Source organism: Pseudalkalibacillus hwajinpoensis, from assembly GCF_015234585.1.
GTDB lineage: Bacteria > Bacillota > Bacilli > Bacillales > Guptibacillaceae > Guptibacillus > Guptibacillus hwajinpoensis_B.
Genome location: NZ_JADFCM010000001.1, coordinates 764,488 through 784,810 on the forward strand (window position 1 = coordinate 764,488; position 20,323 = coordinate 784,810).

Below are 20,323 nucleotides of genomic sequence, written 5' to 3' on the forward strand. Positions count from 1 at the left end.
TTATAGATTTCCTTAATTGGAAAAGAAAGTTTCTTTCAAAGCTATTACCCTAATTTATCAATAAGTGATCCTGATGAAGACGGGATGAGTCATAAATCGACATCATTCCTTAAGATTACCTAAAAAATAAAGGGGATTCATATTGGAGTACAGAAAAGGAGTAAAGGGAATAATGCCCCTTATCGGTTGACGAAAAAAATAAAGGCGTGTAAACTACAAATAACTTCATCTTGTTAGTATGTTAGCGAACTAAAGGAAATGTGAGGTGCACAAAATGACAAGACCATTCGTATTTGAGAAGCCGCTCGGTATGCGCGATACGCTACCGGTACTATATGACTTGAAAACAAGCATTCGTGAAAAAATTCAGCGTGTAACAGAGGGATGGGGCTATCGTTTTATGAACACCCCTACGCTAGAGTACTATGAAACGGTCGGAGAAGCTTCTGCTATCCTTGATCAGCAGCTTTTCAAACTACTTGACCAGCGTGGCAATACGCTTGTCTTAAGACCTGATATGACCGCCCCAATTGCTCGTGTCGCTGCGTCTAGTCTAAAGAATGAGCCTTTTCCACTGCGCCTTGCTTATGATTCTAATGTGTTTCGAGCGCAGGAAGACGAAGGTGGAAAACCGGCAGAGTTTGAACAAATAGGTGTTGAGTTAATTGGTGATCGCACGACGAGCGCCGATGCAGAAGTGATCGCATTAATGGCAGCCGTGTTAAAAGAAGCCGGTCTTGAAGATTTCCAAATCGCGATTGGCCATGTTGGATTTATTCAGGAGCTGTTTCTTTCGATCGTTGGTAACGAAGACAGAGCTGCCGTTCTACGCCGCTATTTATATGAAAAAAACTATGTAGGGTATCGCCAGCATGTAAGAGAAATGCCGCTCTCTACAATTGATCAAAAAAGACTTATGGCTCTCTTAACGCTCAGAGGTGATGGTTCAAAACTAGAAGAAGCCATTGAGTTGCTACCGACTGACGCTGGTGAAAGAGTTCTTGATGAGCTTCGTACACTTCTACATACGCTTGAAGCATATGGGGTAGCTAACCAGGTGAAATTTGATTTCACTCTTGTAAGTCACATGAGTTATTACACGGGAGTTGTGTTTGAGGGATATGCCAATAATCTTGGTGTACCGTTAAGCAATGGCGGACGCTACGATGAACTGCTGTCGCGTTTTGATCGTCCGGCACAGGCAACAGGGTTCGGTATTCGTTTGGATCACCTTGCTGAAGCACTTGGTGTAACGAGTGAGGAAAAGCTCCCATATGCGATTATCTTTAGTCCTGAACGAAGAGAAGAAGCGATTCAACAGGCGTCAGAACGAAGGGCTAATGGTGAAAAAGTTGTGGTGCAGGAGTTAAGTGGTGTCACAAACCTTGATGCTTACTCAGAACGTTTTGATGACGTCACGTATTTAATCGGTAAGAACGGAAAGGGGATGTTGTAATGCTGACGATGGCAATGCCAAAAGGGCGTATTTTTGAAGAGGCGGTAGAATTGCTTCGAAACGCGGGTTATCAACTTCCCCCTGAGTTTGATGATTCAAGAAAATTAATTCTCGATATAGAAGAAGAAAATCTTCGTTTCATTCTAGCAAAACCAATGGATGTTCCGACATACGTGGAGCACGGTGTAGCGGATGTTGGAATTGCTGGGAAAGATGTCATGCTAGAAGAAGAGCGCAATGTATACGAAGTACTAGATTTAAAAATTAGTGGATGCTATTTAGCTGTTGCAGGTCTTTCGGATGGACCAATTAAAGGCGTTGCACCAAAGATTGCTACAAAGTATCCGAACGTAGCTTCTAACTATTTTCGTCAGCAGGGTGAACAGGTAGAGATTATTAAGTTAAACGGATCGATTGAGCTTGCTCCGCTAATCGGCCTTGCTGATCGCATCGTCGATATTGTTTCAACAGGAAGAACGTTAACGGAAAACGGTTTAATGGAAACGGCGTTTATTGAGCCAATCACCTCTCGCTTTATTGTGAATCCGGTAAGCTATCGAACGAAGGATGCAATCATTGACGATATGGTCGAGCGTCTTTCAGCGGTTGTGGAAGGAGAGAGCGTAGATGAAAATCGTTAATAGGAGCGAAGGGGCATCCATCAAACGATCGATTGAGCAGGGAACAGAAGAGCAGCGTCAGGCTGTTCTTTCTATTCTTTCGCAAGTTAAAGCAACTGGCGATGAAGCCGTTAAGGAAAATACAAAGAAGTTTGATGGAGCAGACTTGAAAGAACTTCGCGTTTCAAATGAAGAAATCGAACGGGCATATCGCGATTTATCTGATGAACTCATTACGACGATTAGACAGGCGGCTGGCAATATTCAATCATTTCACGAACGCCAGCGTCGTCAATCATGGTTTACAACTTCTGAAGACGGTACAATGCTTGGACAAAAAGTAACACCGCTTGATTCTGTCGGTGTTTATGTTCCAGGTGGCAAAGCTGCATATCCTTCTTCCGTATTAATGAATGTTATTCCTGCTGTCGCTGCAGGTGTGAAGCGAATTGCAATGGTAACGCCACCTGACTCAGACGGAAATGTTCCTTCAGGTGTACTTGTTGCAGCAAATGAAGTGGGTGTATCGGAAATCTTTAAAGTAGGTGGAGCGCAGGCTGTTGGCGCGCTTGCTTACGGGACGGAATCGATCGCACCCGTAGATAAAATCGTCGGTCCAGGAAATATTTTTGTGGCCCTTGCGAAACGAGAAGTATTTGGGATTGTTGATATTGATATGATCGCTGGTCCAAGTGAAATCGTTGTTCTCGCCGATGAAAAGGCTAATCCAGCTTATGTGGCAGCAGACTTATTATCGCAGGCTGAACACGATGAGCGAGCTAGCGCTGTTCTAGTGACAACTTCAGAGACACTAGCTGAGCGTGTTCAAGAAGAGGTGAAGCAACAGCTTGTCGAGCTTCCACGAGCTGAAATTGCATCTAAGTCAATTGATGATTACGGAATGATTTATGTCGTGAATCATCTTGCCGAAGCGGTAGATGCCGTCAATGAACTCGCTCCTGAGCACCTTGAAATTATGGTCGAGGAACCAATGACGCTTCTTGGGAAAATTCGTCACGCAGGAGCTATTTTCCTTGGACCATATAGCTCAGAGCCTGTTGGTGATTATTTTGCCGGCCCGAACCACGTACTACCTACGAACGGAACAGCTCGTTTTTCAAGTCCGCTATCAGTAGACGATTTCATTAAAAAATCAAGCGTTATTTCTTATAGTAAAGAAGCAATGAGAACAAACGGTAGCAGCATCGCAGCGCTCGCAAAGCTTGAAGGTCTGGATGCACACGCAAGAGCCGTTGAACTTCGATTGGAGGATTTATGATGGGTGAAGAGAGAAAAAGTTCGATTTCAAGAGAAACATCTGAAACATCGATTAACCTTTCATTTGGGGTAGATGGAAGCGGGAAAACAGATTTACAAACCGGCGTTCCTTTTCTTACTCATATGCTTGATCTGTTCACGAAGCACGGAAAGTTTGATTTAGCCATTGCTGCGAACGGAGATACCGAAGTGGATGATCACCACACAACGGAAGACATTGGTATTTGTCTAGGGGAAGCGTTGAAACAAGCACTTGGTACGAAAGAAGGCATTAAGCGGTATGGAAATGCGTTTGTGCCGATGGATGACGCGCTTGCGCAGGTAGTGGTTGATCTAAGCAACCGTCCTCATCTTGAATATCGTGTTGAATTGCCATCGAATCGCGTAGGGACATTTGATACCGAATTGGTTCATGAGTTTTTATGGAAGCTTGCCATTGAAGCAAGAATGAACTTACACGTGATTGTTCACTATGGTCACAATACGCACCACATCATTGAAGCCATTTTTAAAGCGCTAGGACGTGCTTTAGACGAAGCAACGCTTATTGATCCTCGTGTAAAAGGCGTGCCATCAACGAAAGGAATGCTGTAAATGATCGGAATTATTGATTATGGCATGGGGAATTTATACAGCGTTAGTAAGGCACTAGAGCGTCTCGGTTATGATTATTTCGTTTCCGAAGATGAACAGGAGCTTTCAAAAGCAACGGGGCTCCTCCTTCCTGGCGTCGGCTCCTTTCGTGACGCGATGTCGATTTTGACTGAAACAGGATTAAAGGCTTTTATTGAAAAAGAAGTGGAGGCAGGAAAGCCGCTACTTGGGATTTGTCTTGGCATGCAGCTTCTATTTGAAGAAAGCGATGAGAATGGGTATGCGGAAGGCTTTTCTTTTTTGCCAGGTAAAGTAAAGAAATTTCCTGGACAAGATTCTTTAGGCAACGCTTATAAAGTTCCACATATGGGATGGAACAAGCTAGTGATCGAGCAGCCAGAGTCGTTTTTAATGAATGATGTCGGTGAGGAACACGTGTATTTTGTTCACTCCTATTATGTTGATACGAACGATCGGGATGTTCTTATTGCCACGGCAGATTACGCTGAGGAAGTTCCAGCGGTTGTTGGTAAAGGGAAGGTGTTTGGCACCCAGTTTCACCCGGAGAAAAGTAGCCATGCTGGCCTTGAGATCTTAAAGAATTATGCACAATACGTAGAAAGGAATGACGCATAAGATGCCAATTACGATCTATCCTGCTATTGATATGAGAGGCGGCAAATGTGTGCGCCTTTTGCAAGGTGACTATAACAAAGAAACGGTTTACGGCGATTCACCATTTGATATGGCAAAGCAATTTGCAGATGATGGGGCCGAGTGGATTCACATGGTTGATCTTGACGGTGCGAGAGAAGGTAAGCGCGTGAATGATCGTCACGTTCTTGAGGTCGCCAATGGGTTATCAGCACGTGTCCAGGTTGGCGGCGGGGTTCGAACTGAAGAAGATGTCGCTTATTACCTTGAAAACGGTGTTGATCGTATTATTCTCGGTAGTAGCGCCATTTCAGATCCTGACTTCGTGAAAAGAATGCTTGAGCGCTATAAAGAAAAAATCGCGATTGGTATCGATGCAAGAGATGGATATGTCGCTGTCGAAGGCTGGTTGAAAACCTCTGAAATCAAAGCGGTGGATCTTGGCAAGGAACTCGCTGAACACGGAGCGGAAGTTTTCATTTTCACGGATATTTCAAAGGACGGCACGCTGTCTGGGCCAAACGTTGAGGCAATTGCTGAACTTGGTGAGGCTACGGGGAAAGAAGTGATCGCTTCAGGTGGGATAAGTAACCTTGACGATGTAAAAAGTCTTCAGCAAAGAAGTGATTCGATTAGCGGTGCGATCATCGGGAAAGCTCTTTATACAAATCAATTTACATTAAAACAGGCGCTGGAGGTCTAGGCATGCTAACAAAGCGAATTATTCCATGTCTTGATGTAAAAGACGGCCGCGTTGTGAAAGGTATCCAATTTGTTGGTCTGAGAGACGCCGGTGATCCAGTTGAATTAGCAAGAGTGTATGATGAAGAAGGCGCTGATGAACTCGTTTTTCTAGATATATCAGCTTCTCATGAAGGAAGAGAAACGATGGTTGATGTGGTAAGGCAAGTTGCAGCAGAGCTTGCCATTCCTTTCACAGTTGGTGGAGGCATTAATAAGCTTGAGGATATGAAGCGTGTACTTCGTGCCGGAGCTGATAAAGTATCGATGAATACCGCCGCTGTTCTTCGTCCAGAATTAATTCGTGAAGGTGCCGATTATTTTGGGACGCAGTGCATGGTTGTGGCGATTGACGCGAAGTGGGAAGATGAAACACAATCATGGCGTGTGTATACGCACGGTGGTCGGACTGCGACGGAATGGGATGCAGTTGAATGGGCAATCAAGGCACAGGAAATGGGCGCAGGAGAAATATTACTAACTAGTATGAATGCGGATGGCAGTAAAGATGGTTTTGATGTTCCTTTAACGAAAGCAATTGGAGATGCCGTCTCAATTCCAGTGATTGCATCAGGAGGAGCAGGGTCTTCAGAAGATTTTCTCGAAGTCTTCCATGATGCTTCAGCAGATGCTGCTCTTGCGGCGTCCATCTTCCATTATAAAGAAACCTCTCTATCACATGTGAAAGATTACTTAAAACAAAACGGGGTGGCGATTCGATGAATACCGAAATGATCCAATTTGATGAAAAAGGTCTAGTGCCAGCGATTGTACAGGATGCAGCAAGTAAAGAAGTTCTCACACTTGCTTATATGAACAAAGAGTCCCTTACGAAAACGATTGAAACAAAAGAAACGTGGTTTTACAGTCGCTCTCGTGAAGAACTCTGGCATAAAGGAGAGACTTCAGGTAATACGCAACAGGTATTGGATCTACGTTATGACTGCGATCAAGACGCCGTCCTTGTACTTGTGAACCCTGCGGGACCTGCCTGCCATAAAGGAACCTATTCTTGCTTCAATGATTCCTTACTTTCAGAAGAAGTAAAGCCGGACGCTGATCGCTTCGCCATACTCAATACGCTTGAAGAAGTGATTGCGAAAAGAGAAGCAGAGCGTCCTGAAGGGGCTTATACTACGTATCTCTTTAAGGAAGGTGTCGATAAAATACTGAAGAAGGTAGGAGAAGAGGCTTCTGAAGTTATTATTGCAGCGAAAAACCGCGACCACGAAGAACTTACGTGGGAATCAGCGGATCTCATTTTCCACTGGATGGTTCTGTTAAGAGAGCAGGAATGTTCGCTTGATGACGTCCTTCAAGTACTTGAGGAACGACACGCTTCGAAATAATGAAACTTTATTCTCTTTTGATCGTAAATAAGAGTAAATTCAATTACGAGAAATGGAGAGAGGTCGTATGTTTGTAGGATTTATGTTTGTGGGACTTGCTATTGGGCTTTTTCTCGGACAGCCAGGACCTGGTGTACTGCTTGGGATGGGGATCGGGTTTATTGCACAGAAGGTAGCTAAACACAAAAAAGATATGTGGAAATAAAAGCGAGCCGCGGAGCTCGTTTTTATTTTGGGCTATTGGGACAGAAAGAAACAATTTAGTTAGCTTGAGTGTGCCGCTAGCCAGGTTTTACTACTAATTTTCTTTTACGACTTCACCTTGATGTATGTTATACTTTTGAACGGATATGACTGGTAATAGAATTATTCGAAGCGAAATTATTGGGGGGAAACATGAGGAAAGAACTTCATGCTTCTTCGGAAATGAAAGGCCGACTGATTCCGTTCGTTCAGGACGGAGATTATTTTTATAAAAAGGCTATGAGAGCCTATCAGCAACGGAATTTGGATAAAGCAAAACAGCATCTTGAACGTGCGGTTAAACTTGTCCCCGAAGAAGTCGATTATATATGTCAACTTGCAGCGGTCCTGTCGGAATTAGGCGAATATGAAGCATCAAATGAATGGCTCAAATTTGTACTTGACGATCTTGATCCTGAATACTATGATTGCTACTTTTTTCTTGCGAACAATTACGCACATATGGGTCTGTTTAAACAAACGGAAGAGAATGCGCGAACTTACCTTGAGCACGAACCTGAGGGAGAATTTATTGAAGATGCAGAAGAGCTCGTAGATCTTATTTTATTCGAGCAGTCGGAAGATTTACCTCAGGAGATTGGTGAAGAAGAGCAGCTGATTCAGGAGCATGAAGCTGCACGTAAAGCCATTGAATCCGGCCAATTTCTTGATGCCATAGATTTACTGGAGCGGATGACGGAGGTTTACTCTGAATTCTGGCCTGCCTATAACAACCTTGCGCTAGCTTATTTTTATAGCGAGCAATATGAGGAAGCTATTCAAGTACTAGATGATGTTCTGACGAAAAACGAAGGGAACTTGAATGCGGTTTGTAACCTCACGCTTTTCTATGATTTCCTTGGCCAACACGTCAAACGCGATGTCATGCTTGAACGGTTGAAGAATGTTTATCCGATTCATCCTGATCATTCATATAAGCTTGGGAGTACATTTGGATTCTTAGGTCAACATGAGCTAGCATATCACTGGCTACGTAAAGCAGAAGTAACACGCCACACATGGGATGCACCATTCTATCATTGGCTGGCTGTCTCTGCTTTTCACCTCGATCGTCCTGATCTTGCGAGACGTAATTGGAAAAAGATGCAGCAAGTGGAATCATCTAATGAAATGGCGAGCCGCTATCTTGCTGAACTAGAGCAAGGGACGCTTGATAAAAATCAGCTAAGCTACCGATCCCAAATGTCGGTTTCAAAGGAGCATGAAGCGAAACATGATTATCATGCGAGAATGACGCATCTTATGCTGCTCTATACAAGACGTGATCCTGAAGGCGCATCAATTCTGCAATCGTATTGCAGACGTAAAGATGAGTCCCTTATTGTAAAGGAACTGTCAGCTTATATTGCGCTTACGCTTTCTGATGAACCTGTTCAAATTGTAAATGAAAAAGATGAATATATGGTTTACACTCAGACAGACTTCCCTGATCACGTTCTTTCAGGTATGCGTGTGATTGCTGAGCTCGAGCAGGCAGACATCAGTGACTCAGATTTGCATGAGCTAATTGCGATGATCTGGTTACCTTGTTATGTTAAGCTTTCAGAAAGTGGCAAAGCATTTCAGAATCAGAAAGCCACTGCTGCAGCCATGCTCTACATGTGGCATAAAGTTAACCAAACGGATGTGACTCAAATCGACGTAGCAAATGCGTTCGGTGTATCTGGGTCAACAGTTTATGCCTATCGTAAAAAGTTAACTCGATTACTTTAGAACACTAGGTATGATGAGCATCCTATTAGACTTTTTTCTACTAATCGGATATGATTCTAAATAAGAAACATTACTTTTTAATAATGAATATAATTAAATTACTAATAGAAACGTGAAGGAAGTGAAACAGATGAGTGAAAAAATTTATGATGTCATTATTGTCGGTGCCGGTCCTGCAGGTATGACTGCAGCTGTATACACTTCTCGTGCTAATCTCGATGTTCTTATGATTGAACGCGGGATTCCGGGCGGACAAATGGCAAATACAGAAGATGTAGAAAACTATCCAGGATTTGATAGTATTCTTGGTCCAGATCTATCTACAAAAATGTTTGAGCACGCGAAGAAATTTGGCGCTCAATATCAATATGGTGATGTAAAAGAAATTCGAGATAATGGTGATTACAAAACAGTTGTCTCCGGAAATCAAGAATTCCACGCGAAAGCCATTATTGTAACAAGCGGAGCTGAATACAAGAAAATTGGTGTACCTGGTGAAGCTGAGTACAGTGGTCGTGGCGTATCTTATTGCGCAGTTTGTGACGGGGCTTTCTTTAAAAACAAAGAACTCGTTGTTGTAGGTGGAGGAGACTCTGCTGTTGAGGAAGGTGTGTATCTTACTCGATTTGCATCTAAAGTAACGATTGTACACAGACGTGATCAGCTAAGAGCACAGAAGATTCTTCAGCAACGTGCGTTTGATAATGAAAAAATCGACTTTATCTGGAATCATACAATAAAAGAAATTCTAGGTGAAAATGGGAAAGTGAGCAAAACGCTTCTTGTGAACACTGTAACGGGCGAAGAGCGTGAATTCAGTGCAGATGGCGTCTTTATCTACATCGGTATGCTTCCATTAAATCAGGCCGTTAGCGGACTTGAGATTACAAATGAAGAAGGTTATATCGTAACAGATGAAAACATGGCGACGAAGGTTCCAGGCATCTATGCAGCTGGTGACATTCGAGACAAAATGCTTCGTCAAATCGTAACAGCTACTGGTGATGGAAGTATTGCTGCACAATCTGTTCAGCACTACATTGAATCACTAGAAGACGCTGGAAAAGAAGCGTTAGTTTAATACCAAAACGAAGCCGGGAATTTCATGATTCCCGGCTTTACATTTGACCCATAAACCTTATTTCGACAGCTTTCGAGCGGTATCGGGTGGTGCCTGTCACCGCGTCATTCGCTTTTAATTTCGCTGTAACAGCGGTGAAATACAAATGGGGTAAACTATAAATAGATTTAACCCCCTTTAAATAGATTCATTCATTGGCACGGGCATATGCTCCGTGCTCTTTTTTTTGTGGAGTTGAGACGGTTCGTAACAGCTTCTCCAAACCGATCTCATTGTTCATGATAAGCAATCATAGTATACTATGTATAGAAAATCTTGAAGTCTGAGCACATAAGGCTTTCATATAAAAATCGGATAATTGAATTGAGGTGACAATTGTGCAACGTGTAACAAACTGTATTTTAAATGACGAAGCAAATGATCGAGTACTTTTACTACAAAAGCCAAGACGCGGATGGTGGGTTGCACCAGGTGGAAAAATGGAATCGGAAGAATCAATCCGTGACTCAGTGATCCGAGAGTTTCGAGAAGAGACTGGTGTCTATTTAAAGAATCCAAAACTAAAAGGCATTTTCACATTCATTATTAAAGAAAATGAAGTAACAAAATCAGAATGGATGATGTTTACGTTTCTTGCAACGGAGTACGATGGCGAGCCAGTTGAGAAATCAGATGAAGGAAAAGTCTCCTGGGTAAATACAAATGATGTTAGTGAGCTTCCAATGGCCCCAGGTGATTATCATATACTTGATTATATGATGAAGGGTCACGGCATTATTTACGGTACATTTACTTATACACCTGACTTTAAACTTCTTTCATATCGATTAGATCCGTCTTAAATAGAAGTGTCACAATAAGAGAAATTGAGAAACGGAGTGGGGAAAATGACCGATTCGATTGATAAACGCATTCATATGGTCATTATTACAGGAATGAGTGGTGCTGGTAAGACAGTGGCAATGCAGTGTTTTGAAGATATCGGCTATTTCTGTATTGATAATCTGCCACCCGCGCTCTTACCGAAGTTCGTTGAAATGGTTGACGGTTCGGAAGGGAAATTAAATAAAGTAGCACTCGTGATGGATTTGCGTGGTGGGGATTTCTTTGACCATCTCGTGGAAGCTGTTGATCACCTCGATTCACATGAGCGTCTTGATGCGGAGATTCTTTTCCTTGATTCAAAGGACTCAACACTTGTCAGGCGCTATAAAGAAACAAGACGTTCTCATCCGCTTGCACCAGAAGGTTTGCCTCTAGAAGGCATTAAGAAAGAAAGAGAAATGCTTGAAGAGCTAAAAGGGCGCTCTCAGCAAATTATTGATACGAGCGACATTAAGCCAGTTCAGCTAAGAGAAAAAATCATGGACCGATTCTCGAACAATGAGAAAGAGAACTTTGGTGTCAATGTGATGTCGTTTGGATTTAAATACGGTATTCCAATCGATGCCGATCTAGTCTTTGACATTCGTTTTCTACCAAACCCACACTATGTGGAGCATTTGCGTCCAAAAACAGGTGTGGAAGAAGAAGTCGCGAACTATGTATTTAAGTGGAAAGAAACACAAACATTTCTAGCTAAATTAATTGATATGCTTGCGTATATGCTTCCTCAATATAAACGAGAAGGGAAGAGCCAGCTCGTCATTGGGATTGGATGTACGGGTGGAAAGCATCGATCTGTTGCATTTGCAGAACACATTGGTCACCATTTCGAAACAGAGTATCGCACGAATATTACGCACAGGGATATCGAAAAAGGGAAGGGTCATAAATAATATGGATGACACTAATCTGCCAAAGGCTGTCGTCATTGGTGGAGGAACAGGCCTATCGGTACTTCTTCGTGGACTTAAAAAGTTTCCTGTCGACATTACTGCGATTGTCACTGTAGCTGACGACGGAGGAAGTTCAGGTCGATTACGTGATGAGTTTGATATACCTCCTCCAGGTGATGTACGAAATGTTATTACAGCGTTATCGGAGGTTGAACCTCTGTTAGAAGGACTTATGCAACATCGGTTTAAAAATGGGAATGGACTATCAGGTCATTCCCTTGGCAACCTAATGTTAGCCGCCATGACGGACATTACTGGTGATTTTGTAACAGGAGTTAGAGAAATGTGCCGCGTTCTTAACGTACGTGGTGAAGTTCTTCCTGCATCAAATCGAAGTATTGTTTTACATGCTGAAATGCGTGATGGTACTTTTGTTCAAGGTGAATCACAAATTCCTAAGGTAAATAAAGCAATTAAGCGGGTATTTCTTTCACCACCAGGCATCAAAGCGCTCCCCGAATCGCTACAAGCCATTCGTGAAGCTGATTTAATTGTTCTTGGGCCAGGTAGTCTATATACGAGCATTCTACCGAATTTACTTGTTCCGGGCATTGCTGAGGAAATTCAGCAGTCAAAGGCAAGGAAAGTGTATGTTTGTAACGTTATGACTCAGCTCGGTGAAACGGAAAACTATACGGCGAGTGACCACGTGCAGGCACTCATTGATCACATCGGCTATAAACTTATGGATACGATTATTGTAAACGAGGAAATGATTCCATCTTTCTATGCAAAACGTTATGCAGAAGAACGAGCAGAGGTTGTGCAATATGACGAAAATCGTCTAAAGAGCTTTGGTTTTCATGTAATCAGTGATAAAATTATTCAATACGATGAGAAATATGTACGCCATGATGCGAAGGAAATATCATCGATTCTTTTATCCTTATTAGACGATAAAAGGTCATGATGGGTCAGTGGGGCCCCTGCATGAAAAAGGGGGGATGGCAATGTCATTTGCTGCTGATACAAAGAAAGAATTGACGCAGTTAGAAAGTAAACCTTGCTGTGCAAGATCAGAACTAGCAGCACTTATTCGAATGAATGGATCGATCTCGTTTGGAAACAGACAGCTGATCCTAAACATTCCGACTGAACATGCTGCCATTGCAAGAAGAATTTATACGCTCATTAAGCGGATATACAACTTCGATGTTGAACTACTTGTCCGTAAAAAAATGAGGCTGAAGAAAAACAATGTATATATTGTCCGTGTCTCAGCCAAAGCAAGAGATCTCCTTGAAGATCTCGGTATAATGGATAATGCCTTTACGTTCACTAGAGTAATCTCAAAGGATTTTACCAAAAAGTCTTGTTGTAAACGTTCTTATCTAAGAGGAGCATTTCTGGCGGGTGGATCAATCAATCATCCTGAAACCTCTTATCATCTTGAGATCTTCTCAATGTACGAAGAGCATACGGAATCGCTTTGTAACTTAATGAATGAATTTGGATTAAACGCGAAAATGCTTGAGCGAAAGAAAGGGTATATCGTTTATATCAAAGAAGGCGAGAAGATTACGGAGTTCTTAAGTGTTGTCGGTGCCCATCAGGCGCTACTCTATTTTGAGGATGTACGCATTATGAAAGACATGCGGAATTCTGTTAATCGTATCGTGAATTGCGAAACGGCTAATTTGAATAAAACGGTAGGCGCGGCTTTTCGGCAGGTTGAGAATATTCGCTTCATCCAAAAGGAAGTTGGTTTAGAAATTCTTCCTGATAAGTTAAGAGAGATCGCTGAACTTCGCGTGAAGCATCAAGATGTTACACTGAAAGAACTCGGTGAGATGGTTACTGGCGGAGCTATTAGTAAATCAGGGATCAATCATAGATTACGAAAGATTGACCAGATTGCTGATAAGCTTCGTGATGGTAAACCGATCTCCTAAGCCTTTCGGACAAGTTAGAAAAAAGCTTCCACCTATAATGGTGGAAGGTTGTTTTCTAGCAGTACAATAGATAGCATAAATCTTCAAAGAAAAACACTATTTCTTAATGAAAGCATTGGAAATAGCGTTTTTCTAAATTTTTCACCTTTCGAGATAGCGCTTACTTTTTTAGGTGAAATAACACTTTGGTAAATTAAAAATCGAGAGGCTACAAAATAAGCTATCATAGCCTTCGTTTGAAAGTGGCGAGTGCAAGGGAAACTGGTATAGCACTTCTGGTGTTCTGATCGACTGTTTTAAATAAGGGGAGGAATGAACAAGTGATTCAAAAAGAAGTTGTGGTTACATTGGATACAGGATTACAAGCACGTCCAGCAGCTCTTTTCGTACAGGAAGCAAACCGGTTTAACTCGGACATCTTCCTTGAAAAGGATGGTAAAAAAGTTAATGCCAAAAGCATCATGGGCATCATGAGCCTTGCTGTTGGTACTGGTTCTTCTGTTGTTTTAACTGTTGATGGTAATGATGAGGAAGATGCGATGTCTTCATTAATTGATTTTATTCAAAAAGATTAGCAAAACCTGGCTGTGTGCCAGGTTTTTGTTTTGCATTAAACTGTTAACGTTGCGAAACATTCTTAAGAGAATAGAGTTATAGAGAGAGGGAGCATACAATGTGGTTCATTGGATGCTCAAATAGAAGTTGTTTCAAAAAACAGCACCTATTCCAAGAAATAAAAAGCCTTTCCCAACTATGTAGGGAAAGGCTTTTTAGGGTCTATCTTATGCTTTCTTTTCCATTACTTCATCAATCAAGCCGTATTCTTTCGCTTCAGTCGCTTCCATGAAACGGTCACGATCTGTGTCGCGATCGATTGTTTCAAGTGGTTGACCTGTGCGCTCAGAAAGAATTTTGTTTAGCTTCTCGCGCATTTGGATGATGCGTTTTGCGTGAATTTCAATGTCAGAAGCTTGACCTTGCGTACCGCCGAGCGGTTGGTGAATCATTACTTCACTGTTTGGTAGAGCATAGCGCTTACCAGGTTCACCAGCAGCAAGAAGGAAGGCACCCATTGAAGCAGCCATACCGATGCAGATTGTTGATACTTTTGGCTTAATGAATTGCATAGTATCGTAAATCGCCATACCTGCAGTGATTGAACCACCAGGGCTGTTGATATAAAGTGAGATGTCTTTATCTGGGTCTTCAGCAGCAAGGAAAAGAAGCTGTGCAACGACTGCGTTTGATACGTTGTCGTCAATTGCTGTTCCTAGCATAATAATACGGTCCTTAAGAAGACGAGAATAAATGTCGTACGCTCTCTCACCGCGGTTTGTTTGTTCAATTACCGTTGGAATTAAAACCATTTTAAATTCCTCCCTTATATTTGTGGAATATGTAGTTGCTGTATGTTCATCATACCTAAAAGGTCAATATAGGTCAAATAAAGTGCTGTCCTATTTTTTAATAGATGAAAAGGGTTTGATTTTTCTTTAACCACATACACCCATTTTCCCCGCATCCCTTTATTTTAAACAGAGGGAATGTTCCTTTTTTTTAATCGATCGTCTGCTAAAAAGTAAGCTAAAATTCGTCTTTCTACCTGATTACGTATTTGAATGGAAGAATAGCGGTATGTTTGATTGTAACCTCGACAATATACTTTGCAAATCACAACATCTTCTTTCGTATCTTCTATATAGACGCGGATTCCTCTATCATGAAGCATTGCTTTTGCCCATTTTAAGTCAGAGGAGGCTAACGTTATAGCGGCATGAATTAGTTCCAGATAAGGGCGCGGAAGTTTCATTTTCGAATGGTTGACCCATTTCGTGTCAATTTCCAGCACTCTTTTCAGGTAAGGAAGTAAGAGGTAGTTTCTTAATGCCTTCGTTTCTTCTTTACTTAATTGGAACATGATCATCTCCACCTAACAGAACGTATGTTTGGTATAACTTTACTATGAGACAGTTGAGACGTCAAGAACTGAAGCGATACCTTTTCTATGATATGAATGAAATGTTTGGATAATAGCTTTGGCCAATATTGTTAATATCTCACCGTTCACCAGAGCAAAAAAGCAACAGCGTTCATTAACATGGTATAGATAAAATGCTCTTATACTCTATTGATTACTCATTGATCGTCATTTGGAAGCTATGAAATTCACCTTGCAAAAAGAAGGGGCATATCGTATAATAATCCTTGCGCTAATGAAGCGCGCCCGTAGCTCAGTCGGATAGAGCGGTGGTTTCCGGTACCGCGTCAGTCGGGGGTTCGAATCCCTCCGGGCGCACCAAATACATAATTCCAATCCTTTTCGCTAGTGCGAAGGGGATTTTTTTATGATAAATGTCATCTTTGTTCGCTTAGACCCAGGGAATGAATAGTATCCTTCATTTTGAACAGAAAAAAGAAGAGTAGAACTCGTCCACTCTTCTTGCGATCAGTCTTACCTTCTAACAGGGCTTATCTTTGTCATCGTCATGTCCTTTGCTGATTGCTCCACTCATCGTGTGTTTGAAGCCTGAGTGCATTCCAGTAGCGCATAGTCCAAGCCATAATCCTATAAAGAAGGCTTTTTTGAAGTCTTCCGGTTCAACATAAATGTGGCTCATTACAATTCCAATTGCAATGGAAAGAATCGGTAAGAACCTTACCGGAAAACCAAACACCTTAAAAAGGTGTACAACTCCAATGATGACTGGAAGCAAAGCAATTCCATATACAGCTAAATCCATGGCATTTGCCTCCTTTTCTCTCTCTATAAGACAGTTTATGTAGAAATTTGACTAAGGGACGGGCTATTTCATCATTTTCTTTAAAAATGGTGTCAAAATCCCCTTTTAAAAAACAGAAAATTCTGGTCATTATCATTTTTTTCATACCATAAAATGAAGCGATATAGTATGATGAAGGTGGAGGGATTGCGATGGAATTAGGATTGATACAAAAGCAGACAACGAAATTAGTCATGACAACCCAGTTGCATCAAGCGATTTCTATACTCCAATATTCTACGGTCGAATTACTGGAGTACGTGAAAGAACAGGCTCTTGAAAATCCATTAATTGAATTACACTCGCCTTCATGGGATGGTGGCGTTCGTTCTTCAAAACGCTCTTATGATACGGGACTTAAAAAAGATCCACTCGAATACGCTGAAACAAGAAAAAGTTTGCATGATGAGCTACACGATCAGGCGAGGTGTCTACACTTTCCACGTAAAAGGGAAGCCATTGTGCATTATTTAATTGATAATATTGATGAAAGTGGTTACTTAAGAATAAATGAGACGGAGGTAATGAATTACCTTGATGTCGAGCCCTTTGAGATTACTGAAGCCATTAGAGAGATTCAATTACTTGATCCACCAGGTATAGGGGCGCGTTCTCTTTCCGAATGTCTCTTATTACAGTTAAATGAGTCGGGAGAAATTTTTGAGCTTGCTCGAGATCTTGTTTCCTATCATTTGAAAGCGCTAGCAGAAAAGAAATATCGTGAACTCTCGAGAGAATTTCATGTTCCTGTGGAGCAGATACAGCGGGCTGCAGATATAGTAGCTGATCTCGATCCTCGTCCAGGATCAAAGTGGGGCATTGATAAACCATCCTACATTGTTCCAGATGTCATGATAGAAGAGAAAAATGGGAGGTTCTCTATAGCATTACTTGATGACGATTTACCAGCAATGAAAGTGAGCAACGCCTACCGTTCTTTTAAAAATAACGAAGCGGAAGAGTATCTAAAGGATAAATACCAGCAAGTCAGCTGGTTATTAAAAAGTATTGAGCAAAGAAAGCAAACGCTTCGTGCAATCATGGGCGTTTTTATTGTTCACCAACAAAATTTTTTGAGAAATGGGATAAGTGAGCTTTCTCCAATAACCTTGAGGGAAGTAGCGATGGAAGCAGATGTTCACGAGTCCACAGTAAGTCGAGCGATTAAAAGCAAATACGTCCAAACACCACATGGTCTTTTTGCCTTAAAGGACTTATTTACTTCCAAACTGTCTAGTGAATCTGGAGAAGCTGCTTCTTCCTCTAGTGTAAAGCTATTTATTAAGGAACTTGTGGAGAATGAGAATAAGATGAAACCATTATCCGATCAAAAGATTGTAGAAGCTCTTCATATCCAGAAAGGAATTGAAGTATCGAGGCGTACGATTGCAAAGTATCGAGATGAGTTAAAGATCTTAAGCTCATCGAAACGAAAACGATTTTCGTAGCGGCTACACTAGTCGCTCTTTTTTTGCGTTCGAAAGGTTGTCTGAGTAAACTAGTAAAGTAATGAAGGGAGGTTTAACGTGTGCAAAAATCGGTTATTTTATATTCGAAAGAGACATGCCCACTTTGTGATGAAGCATATGAACTACTTCTTGAGCTTCAAAAAGAGGAAATGTTCTCTCTTCAGATAGTTGATATTTATAAGGATGAGGCACTGTTAGAAAAGTTTATGCTGATGATACCCGTCGTTGAAATCGATGAGGAAGTAGTGGATTATGGTCGAATTTCAAAAAAATCGATAAGAAAACGCTTACTTTAAAAATTTCAGTATAACATAGTTGCCCATACTTTTGGCAACTGCTACAATGAAAATTGTAAGAAGTTCTTTTTGATCCAGGTGGGACTAAAAATGTCTAAGCGGGACATAATACGTCTCGTGGAAAAAGAAGAACAGCAGGGGAGACGAATTATGCGCTCATTATTGTCACTTCAACAAAAATTATTGCCGGACATGTTAGATGTTATGAATAAGCGCTATCGGGTATTAAGACAGTTGAGGCTAATGCAGCCAATTGGCCGTAGAAGTCTTGCGAACAGTCTGGGTATAACCGAACGAGTTCTCAGAAGCGAAGTCACTTTCTTTAAAGATCAGGGGCTCCTACATATGTCTGTACAAGGTATGCAACTGACGGAGGAAGGCGAACAGCTACTTCTTGAGCTTGAACCGGTTATGAATGAAGTTTCCGGGCTTGATAATCTCGAAAAACGCTTGAAAGATAAACTTGGCATTCCGGAAGTATTTATTGTCCCTGGTGATAGTGATGTAACCCCCTGGGTAAAGAAAGAAATGGGCAGAGCCGCTGTGGGACGCTTGAAAAAGTTTCAGCTAAAAGATAGAGTGATTGCTGTAACAGGCGGTACCACGCTCGCAGGTGTGGCTGATATGATGATTCCTTCCTCAGATATGGAAGGGACGCTGTTTGTTCCGGCTCGAGGGGGCCTCGGAGAACAGGTTGAAAATCAGGCCAACACAATTTGTGCGAAAATGGCAAGAAAAGCCCATACTGACTATCGTTTGCTTCATGTTCCAGATCAATTGAGTGAAGAAGCATACCAATCCCTTATTGAAGAGCCTGGCGTGAAAGATATCCTTGAGATTATCAAGTCTGCCGGTATTGTGGTTCATGGGATTGGGGAAGCTAGAACGATGGCGCAAAGGCGTAAATCTACGCTTGATGTTATTGATAAGATTGAGCGTGAGGATGCTGTCGCTGAAGCGTTCGGGTATTACTTCAATCAGTCTGGTGAAGTCGTTCATAAAGTAAAAACGATCGGACTGCAGCTCGAAGATTTAGAGCGAAGTGAACTAGTCATTGCGGTAGCCGGCGGCCGTTCGAAAGCAAAAGCCATCGAAGCCTATCTTAAGACAGGGATTCAAAGTATCCTTGTGACTGATGAAGGCGCCGCTAAAGCGTTATTAGAGGGAGATTCCCTTTATTAAATAAACCACACCTCGGGAAACGAGGAAATTCAAGGAGGAACTACACAATGGCAACAAAAGTAGGTATTAACGGTTTTGGACGTATTGGACGTAACGTATTCCGTGCAGCATTAAACAACCCTGGTGTTGATATTGTAGCTGTAAACGATCTTACGGATGCAAACATGCTTGCACACCTTCTAAAATACGATTCCGTACATGGAGAACTTAATGTTGAAGTTGAAGTTAACGGCGAGAACCTTGTAGTTAACGGAACTGAAATCACTGTTCTTTCTGAGCGCGACCCAGCACAACTTGGATGGGGAGATCTTGGTGTTGAAGTGGTAATCGAATCCACTGGCCGTTTCACAAACCGTGACGATGCTGCGAAGCACCTTGAAGCAGGAGCTAAGAAAGTTGTCATCTCCGCACCAGCTAAAGACGAAGACATTACAGTTGTTCTAGGTGTTAACGAAGACAAGTACGATGCAGCTAGCCATCACGTAATCTCAAACGCATCTTGTACTACAAACTGTCTTGCACCAGTTGCTAAAGTATTGAACGACAAGTTCGGTATTAAGCGTGGTCTAATGACTACAACTCACTCTTATACAAACGATCAGCAAATTCTTGATCTTCCACATAAAGACTACCGTCGTGCTCGTGCGGCAGCTGAAAATATCATCCCAACATCTACAGGCGCTGCTAAAGCAGTATCTCTTGTACTTCCAGAGCTTGATGGTAAGTTGAATGGTATGGCTATGCGCGTACCTACACCTAACGTATCAATCGTTGACCTTGTAGCTGAACTTGATAAAGACGTTTCAGTTGACGAAGTAAATGCTGCTCTTAAAGAAGCTGCTGAAGGCGACCTTAAAGGATACCTTGGTTATAGCGACGAGCCACTAGTATCAAAAGACTACAACGGTAACCCGAACTCTTCAATCGTAGATGGTCTTTCTACTATGGGTATCGATGGAAACATGGTTAAAGTTATCTCTTGGTACGACAACGAGTGGGGCTATTCTAACCGTGTAGTAGATCTAGTCGACTACATTGCTGCAAAAGGGCTATAATAAGAATTGTTAATAGAGGAGGAGGAAGTCTTGAGCCTTCCTCCTTTTCCATTGTCATTAC

Annotated in this window: 23 protein-coding genes and 1 tRNA gene; 21 read left to right on the top strand and 3 right to left on the bottom strand. The window is 41.9% G+C overall.

The features are described from left to right. Positions 1-274: 274 nt before the first annotated feature. The 16 genes from IQ283_RS03565 (at position 275) to IQ283_RS03640 (ending at position 14,055) form a co-directional block, all read left to right on the top strand. Positions 275-1,456, top strand: coding sequence for an ATP phosphoribosyltransferase regulatory subunit (locus tag IQ283_RS03565; protein WP_194218771.1), 1,182 nt, complete (start codon positions 275-277; stop codon positions 1,454-1,456). Then, positions 1,456-2,097, top strand: coding sequence for an ATP phosphoribosyltransferase (hisG, locus tag IQ283_RS03570; RefSeq protein WP_194218772.1), 642 nt, complete (start codon positions 1,456-1,458; stop codon positions 2,095-2,097). The genes IQ283_RS03565 and hisG overlap by 1 nt, the downstream gene beginning before the upstream one ends. Further along, positions 2,084-3,355, top strand: coding sequence for a histidinol dehydrogenase (gene hisD, locus IQ283_RS03575; RefSeq protein ID WP_194218773.1), 1,272 nt, complete (start codon positions 2,084-2,086; stop codon positions 3,353-3,355). The genes hisG and hisD overlap by 14 nt, the downstream gene beginning before the upstream one ends. Next, on the top strand, positions 3,355-3,948 hold the full coding sequence (hisB, locus tag IQ283_RS03580; RefSeq protein WP_408962561.1) for an imidazoleglycerol-phosphate dehydratase HisB: 594 nt from the start codon (positions 3,355-3,357) through the stop codon (positions 3,946-3,948). The genes hisD and hisB overlap by 1 nt, the downstream gene beginning before the upstream one ends. After that, positions 3,949-4,584 (top strand): imidazole glycerol phosphate synthase subunit HisH, encoded by a 636-nt coding sequence (gene hisH / locus IQ283_RS03585; RefSeq protein WP_194218775.1) that lies wholly within the window; start codon positions 3,949-3,951, stop codon positions 4,582-4,584. It begins immediately after the preceding gene. A gap of 1 nt (position 4,585) precedes the next feature. Further along, entirely contained in the window at positions 4,586-5,305 is a 720-nt protein-coding gene (hisA, locus tag IQ283_RS03590) for a 1-(5-phosphoribosyl)-5-[(5-phosphoribosylamino)methylideneamino]imidazole-4-carboxamide isomerase (RefSeq protein ID WP_194218776.1), read from the top strand. Between the two features lie 2 nt (positions 5,306-5,307). Beyond that, positions 5,308-6,066, top strand: coding sequence for an imidazole glycerol phosphate synthase subunit HisF (hisF, locus tag IQ283_RS03595; RefSeq protein ID WP_194218777.1), 759 nt, complete (start codon positions 5,308-5,310; stop codon positions 6,064-6,066). Beyond that, positions 6,063-6,692 carry a bifunctional phosphoribosyl-AMP cyclohydrolase/phosphoribosyl-ATP diphosphatase HisIE gene (gene hisIE, locus IQ283_RS03600; protein WP_194218778.1) on the top strand — a complete coding sequence of 210 codons (630 nt, stop codon included), beginning with the start codon at positions 6,063-6,065 and terminating at the stop codon, positions 6,690-6,692. Before hisF ends, hisIE begins: the two co-directional genes overlap by 4 nt. Before the next feature lie 67 nt (positions 6,693-6,759). Further along, positions 6,760-6,897, top strand: coding sequence for a hypothetical protein (locus tag IQ283_RS03605; protein ID WP_194219657.1), 138 nt, complete (start codon positions 6,760-6,762; stop codon positions 6,895-6,897). Positions 6,898-7,088: 191 nt separating this feature from the next. Continuing rightward, the gene (locus IQ283_RS03610; RefSeq protein ID WP_194218779.1) at positions 7,089-8,669 is read left to right on the top strand and encodes a tetratricopeptide repeat protein; all 1,581 of its coding nucleotides are present in this window, start codon (positions 7,089-7,091) and stop codon (positions 8,667-8,669) included. Positions 8,670-8,781: 112 nt separating this feature from the next. Continuing rightward, positions 8,782-9,750 carry a thioredoxin-disulfide reductase gene (gene trxB / locus IQ283_RS03615; protein WP_303535194.1) on the top strand — a complete coding sequence of 323 codons (969 nt, stop codon included), beginning with the start codon at positions 8,782-8,784 and terminating at the stop codon, positions 9,748-9,750. A 368-nt stretch (positions 9,751-10,118) separates the two neighbouring features. After that, complete coding sequence (locus IQ283_RS03620; protein WP_408962562.1) at positions 10,119-10,592, top strand: 8-oxo-dGTP diphosphatase; 474 nt, start codon at positions 10,119-10,121, stop codon at positions 10,590-10,592. 45 nt (positions 10,593-10,637) lie between these two features. Then, positions 10,638-11,528 (top strand): RNase adapter RapZ, encoded by an 891-nt coding sequence (gene rapZ, locus IQ283_RS03625; RefSeq protein WP_194218782.1) that lies wholly within the window; start codon positions 10,638-10,640, stop codon positions 11,526-11,528. 1 nt (position 11,529) lies between these two features. Then, positions 11,530-12,498 (top strand): gluconeogenesis factor YvcK family protein, encoded by a 969-nt coding sequence (locus IQ283_RS03630; RefSeq protein WP_194218783.1) that lies wholly within the window; start codon positions 11,530-11,532, stop codon positions 12,496-12,498. A 40-nt stretch (positions 12,499-12,538) separates the two neighbouring features. Further along, a complete protein-coding gene (gene whiA, locus IQ283_RS03635) occupies positions 12,539-13,480 on the top strand; it encodes a DNA-binding protein WhiA (protein WP_194218784.1) in 942 nt (313 codons plus the stop codon). A 320-nt stretch (positions 13,481-13,800) separates the two neighbouring features. Beyond that, positions 13,801-14,055 (top strand): HPr family phosphocarrier protein, encoded by a 255-nt coding sequence (locus tag IQ283_RS03640; RefSeq protein ID WP_194218785.1) that lies wholly within the window; start codon positions 13,801-13,803, stop codon positions 14,053-14,055. Between the two features lie 207 nt (positions 14,056-14,262). Here IQ283_RS03640 and clpP read toward each other — a convergent pair whose 3' ends face one another. Next, positions 14,263-14,847, bottom strand: a complete 585-nt coding sequence (gene clpP, locus IQ283_RS03645) for an ATP-dependent Clp endopeptidase proteolytic subunit ClpP (RefSeq protein WP_098445023.1) — start codon at positions 14,845-14,847, stop codon at positions 14,263-14,265. A 164-nt stretch (positions 14,848-15,011) separates the two neighbouring features. Next, positions 15,012-15,398 carry a hypothetical protein gene (locus IQ283_RS03650; protein ID WP_194218786.1) on the bottom strand — a complete coding sequence of 129 codons (387 nt, stop codon included), beginning with the start codon at positions 15,396-15,398 and terminating at the stop codon, positions 15,012-15,014. A 302-nt stretch (positions 15,399-15,700) separates the two neighbouring features. Between IQ283_RS03650 and IQ283_RS03655 the strand changes: the two genes are divergently transcribed. Further along, positions 15,701-15,779, top strand: a tRNA-Arg gene (locus IQ283_RS03655). A 160-nt stretch (positions 15,780-15,939) separates the two neighbouring features. On the opposite strand, the gene IQ283_RS03660 is transcribed toward IQ283_RS03655, so the two are convergent. Continuing rightward, positions 15,940-16,221: a hypothetical protein gene (locus IQ283_RS03660; protein ID WP_194218787.1), complete on the bottom strand. Its 282-nt coding sequence runs from the start codon at positions 16,219-16,221 to the stop codon at positions 15,940-15,942. A 191-nt stretch (positions 16,222-16,412) separates the two neighbouring features. Here IQ283_RS03660 and rpoN point away from each other — a divergent pair, with 191 nt between their 5' ends. The 4 genes from rpoN (at position 16,413) to gap (ending at position 20,262) form a co-directional block, all read left to right on the top strand. Beyond that, entirely contained in the window at positions 16,413-17,708 is a 1,296-nt protein-coding gene (gene rpoN, locus IQ283_RS03665) for an RNA polymerase factor sigma-54 (protein WP_194218788.1), read from the top strand. A gap of 80 nt (positions 17,709-17,788) precedes the next feature. Then, positions 17,789-18,025 (top strand): glutaredoxin family protein, encoded by a 237-nt coding sequence (locus IQ283_RS03670; RefSeq protein ID WP_194218789.1) that lies wholly within the window; start codon positions 17,789-17,791, stop codon positions 18,023-18,025. Between the two features lie 150 nt (positions 18,026-18,175). Then, positions 18,176-19,207, top strand: coding sequence for a sugar-binding transcriptional regulator (locus tag IQ283_RS03675; RefSeq protein ID WP_194219588.1), 1,032 nt, complete (start codon positions 18,176-18,178; stop codon positions 19,205-19,207). Positions 19,208-19,254: 47 nt separating this feature from the next. Beyond that, the gene (gene gap, locus IQ283_RS03680) at positions 19,255-20,262 is read left to right on the top strand and encodes a type I glyceraldehyde-3-phosphate dehydrogenase (RefSeq protein ID WP_194218790.1); all 1,008 of its coding nucleotides are present in this window, start codon (positions 19,255-19,257) and stop codon (positions 20,260-20,262) included. The last annotated feature ends 61 nt before the right edge of the window (positions 20,263-20,323 follow it).

Bases quoted from the DNA above. Each gene is read 5' to 3' on its own strand.
- IQ283_RS03610 (WP_194218779.1), top strand. From the start codon at position 7,089: ATGAGGAAAGAACTTCATGCTTCTTCGGAAATGAAAGGCCGACTGATT.
- hisIE (WP_194218778.1), top strand. From the start codon at position 6,063: ATGAATACCGAAATGATCCAATTTGATGAAAAAGGTCTAGTGCCAGCG.
- clpP (WP_098445023.1), bottom strand. From the start codon at position 14,847: ATGGTTTTAATTCCAACGGTAATTGAACAAACAAACCGCGGTGAGAGA.
- hisB (WP_408962561.1), top strand. From the start codon at position 3,355: ATGGGTGAAGAGAGAAAAAGTTCGATTTCAAGAGAAACATCTGAAACA.
- hisH (WP_194218775.1), top strand. From the start codon at position 3,949: ATGATCGGAATTATTGATTATGGCATGGGGAATTTATACAGCGTTAGT.
- whiA (WP_194218784.1), top strand. From the start codon at position 12,539: ATGTCATTTGCTGCTGATACAAAGAAAGAATTGACGCAGTTAGAAAGT.
- hisF (WP_194218777.1), top strand. From the start codon at position 5,308: ATGCTAACAAAGCGAATTATTCCATGTCTTGATGTAAAAGACGGCCGC.
- IQ283_RS03630 (WP_194218783.1), top strand. From the start codon at position 11,530: ATGGATGACACTAATCTGCCAAAGGCTGTCGTCATTGGTGGAGGAACA.
- hisD (WP_194218773.1), top strand. From the start codon at position 2,084: ATGAAAATCGTTAATAGGAGCGAAGGGGCATCCATCAAACGATCGATT.
- hisG (WP_194218772.1), top strand. From the start codon at position 1,456: ATGCTGACGATGGCAATGCCAAAAGGGCGTATTTTTGAAGAGGCGGTA.
- hisA (WP_194218776.1), top strand. From the start codon at position 4,586: ATGCCAATTACGATCTATCCTGCTATTGATATGAGAGGCGGCAAATGT.
- IQ283_RS03660 (WP_194218787.1), bottom strand. From the start codon at position 16,221: ATGGATTTAGCTGTATATGGAATTGCTTTGCTTCCAGTCATCATTGGA.
- rpoN (WP_194218788.1), top strand. From the start codon at position 16,413: ATGGAATTAGGATTGATACAAAAGCAGACAACGAAATTAGTCATGACA.
- gap (WP_194218790.1), top strand. From the start codon at position 19,255: ATGGCAACAAAAGTAGGTATTAACGGTTTTGGACGTATTGGACGTAAC.
- IQ283_RS03605 (WP_194219657.1), top strand. From the start codon at position 6,760: ATGTTTGTAGGATTTATGTTTGTGGGACTTGCTATTGGGCTTTTTCTC.
- IQ283_RS03650 (WP_194218786.1), bottom strand. From the start codon at position 15,398: ATGTTCCAATTAAGTAAAGAAGAAACGAAGGCATTAAGAAACTACCTC.
- rapZ (WP_194218782.1), top strand. From the start codon at position 10,638: ATGACCGATTCGATTGATAAACGCATTCATATGGTCATTATTACAGGA.
- IQ283_RS03675 (WP_194219588.1), top strand. From the start codon at position 18,176: ATGCGCTCATTATTGTCACTTCAACAAAAATTATTGCCGGACATGTTA.
- IQ283_RS03565 (WP_194218771.1), top strand. From the start codon at position 275: ATGACAAGACCATTCGTATTTGAGAAGCCGCTCGGTATGCGCGATACG.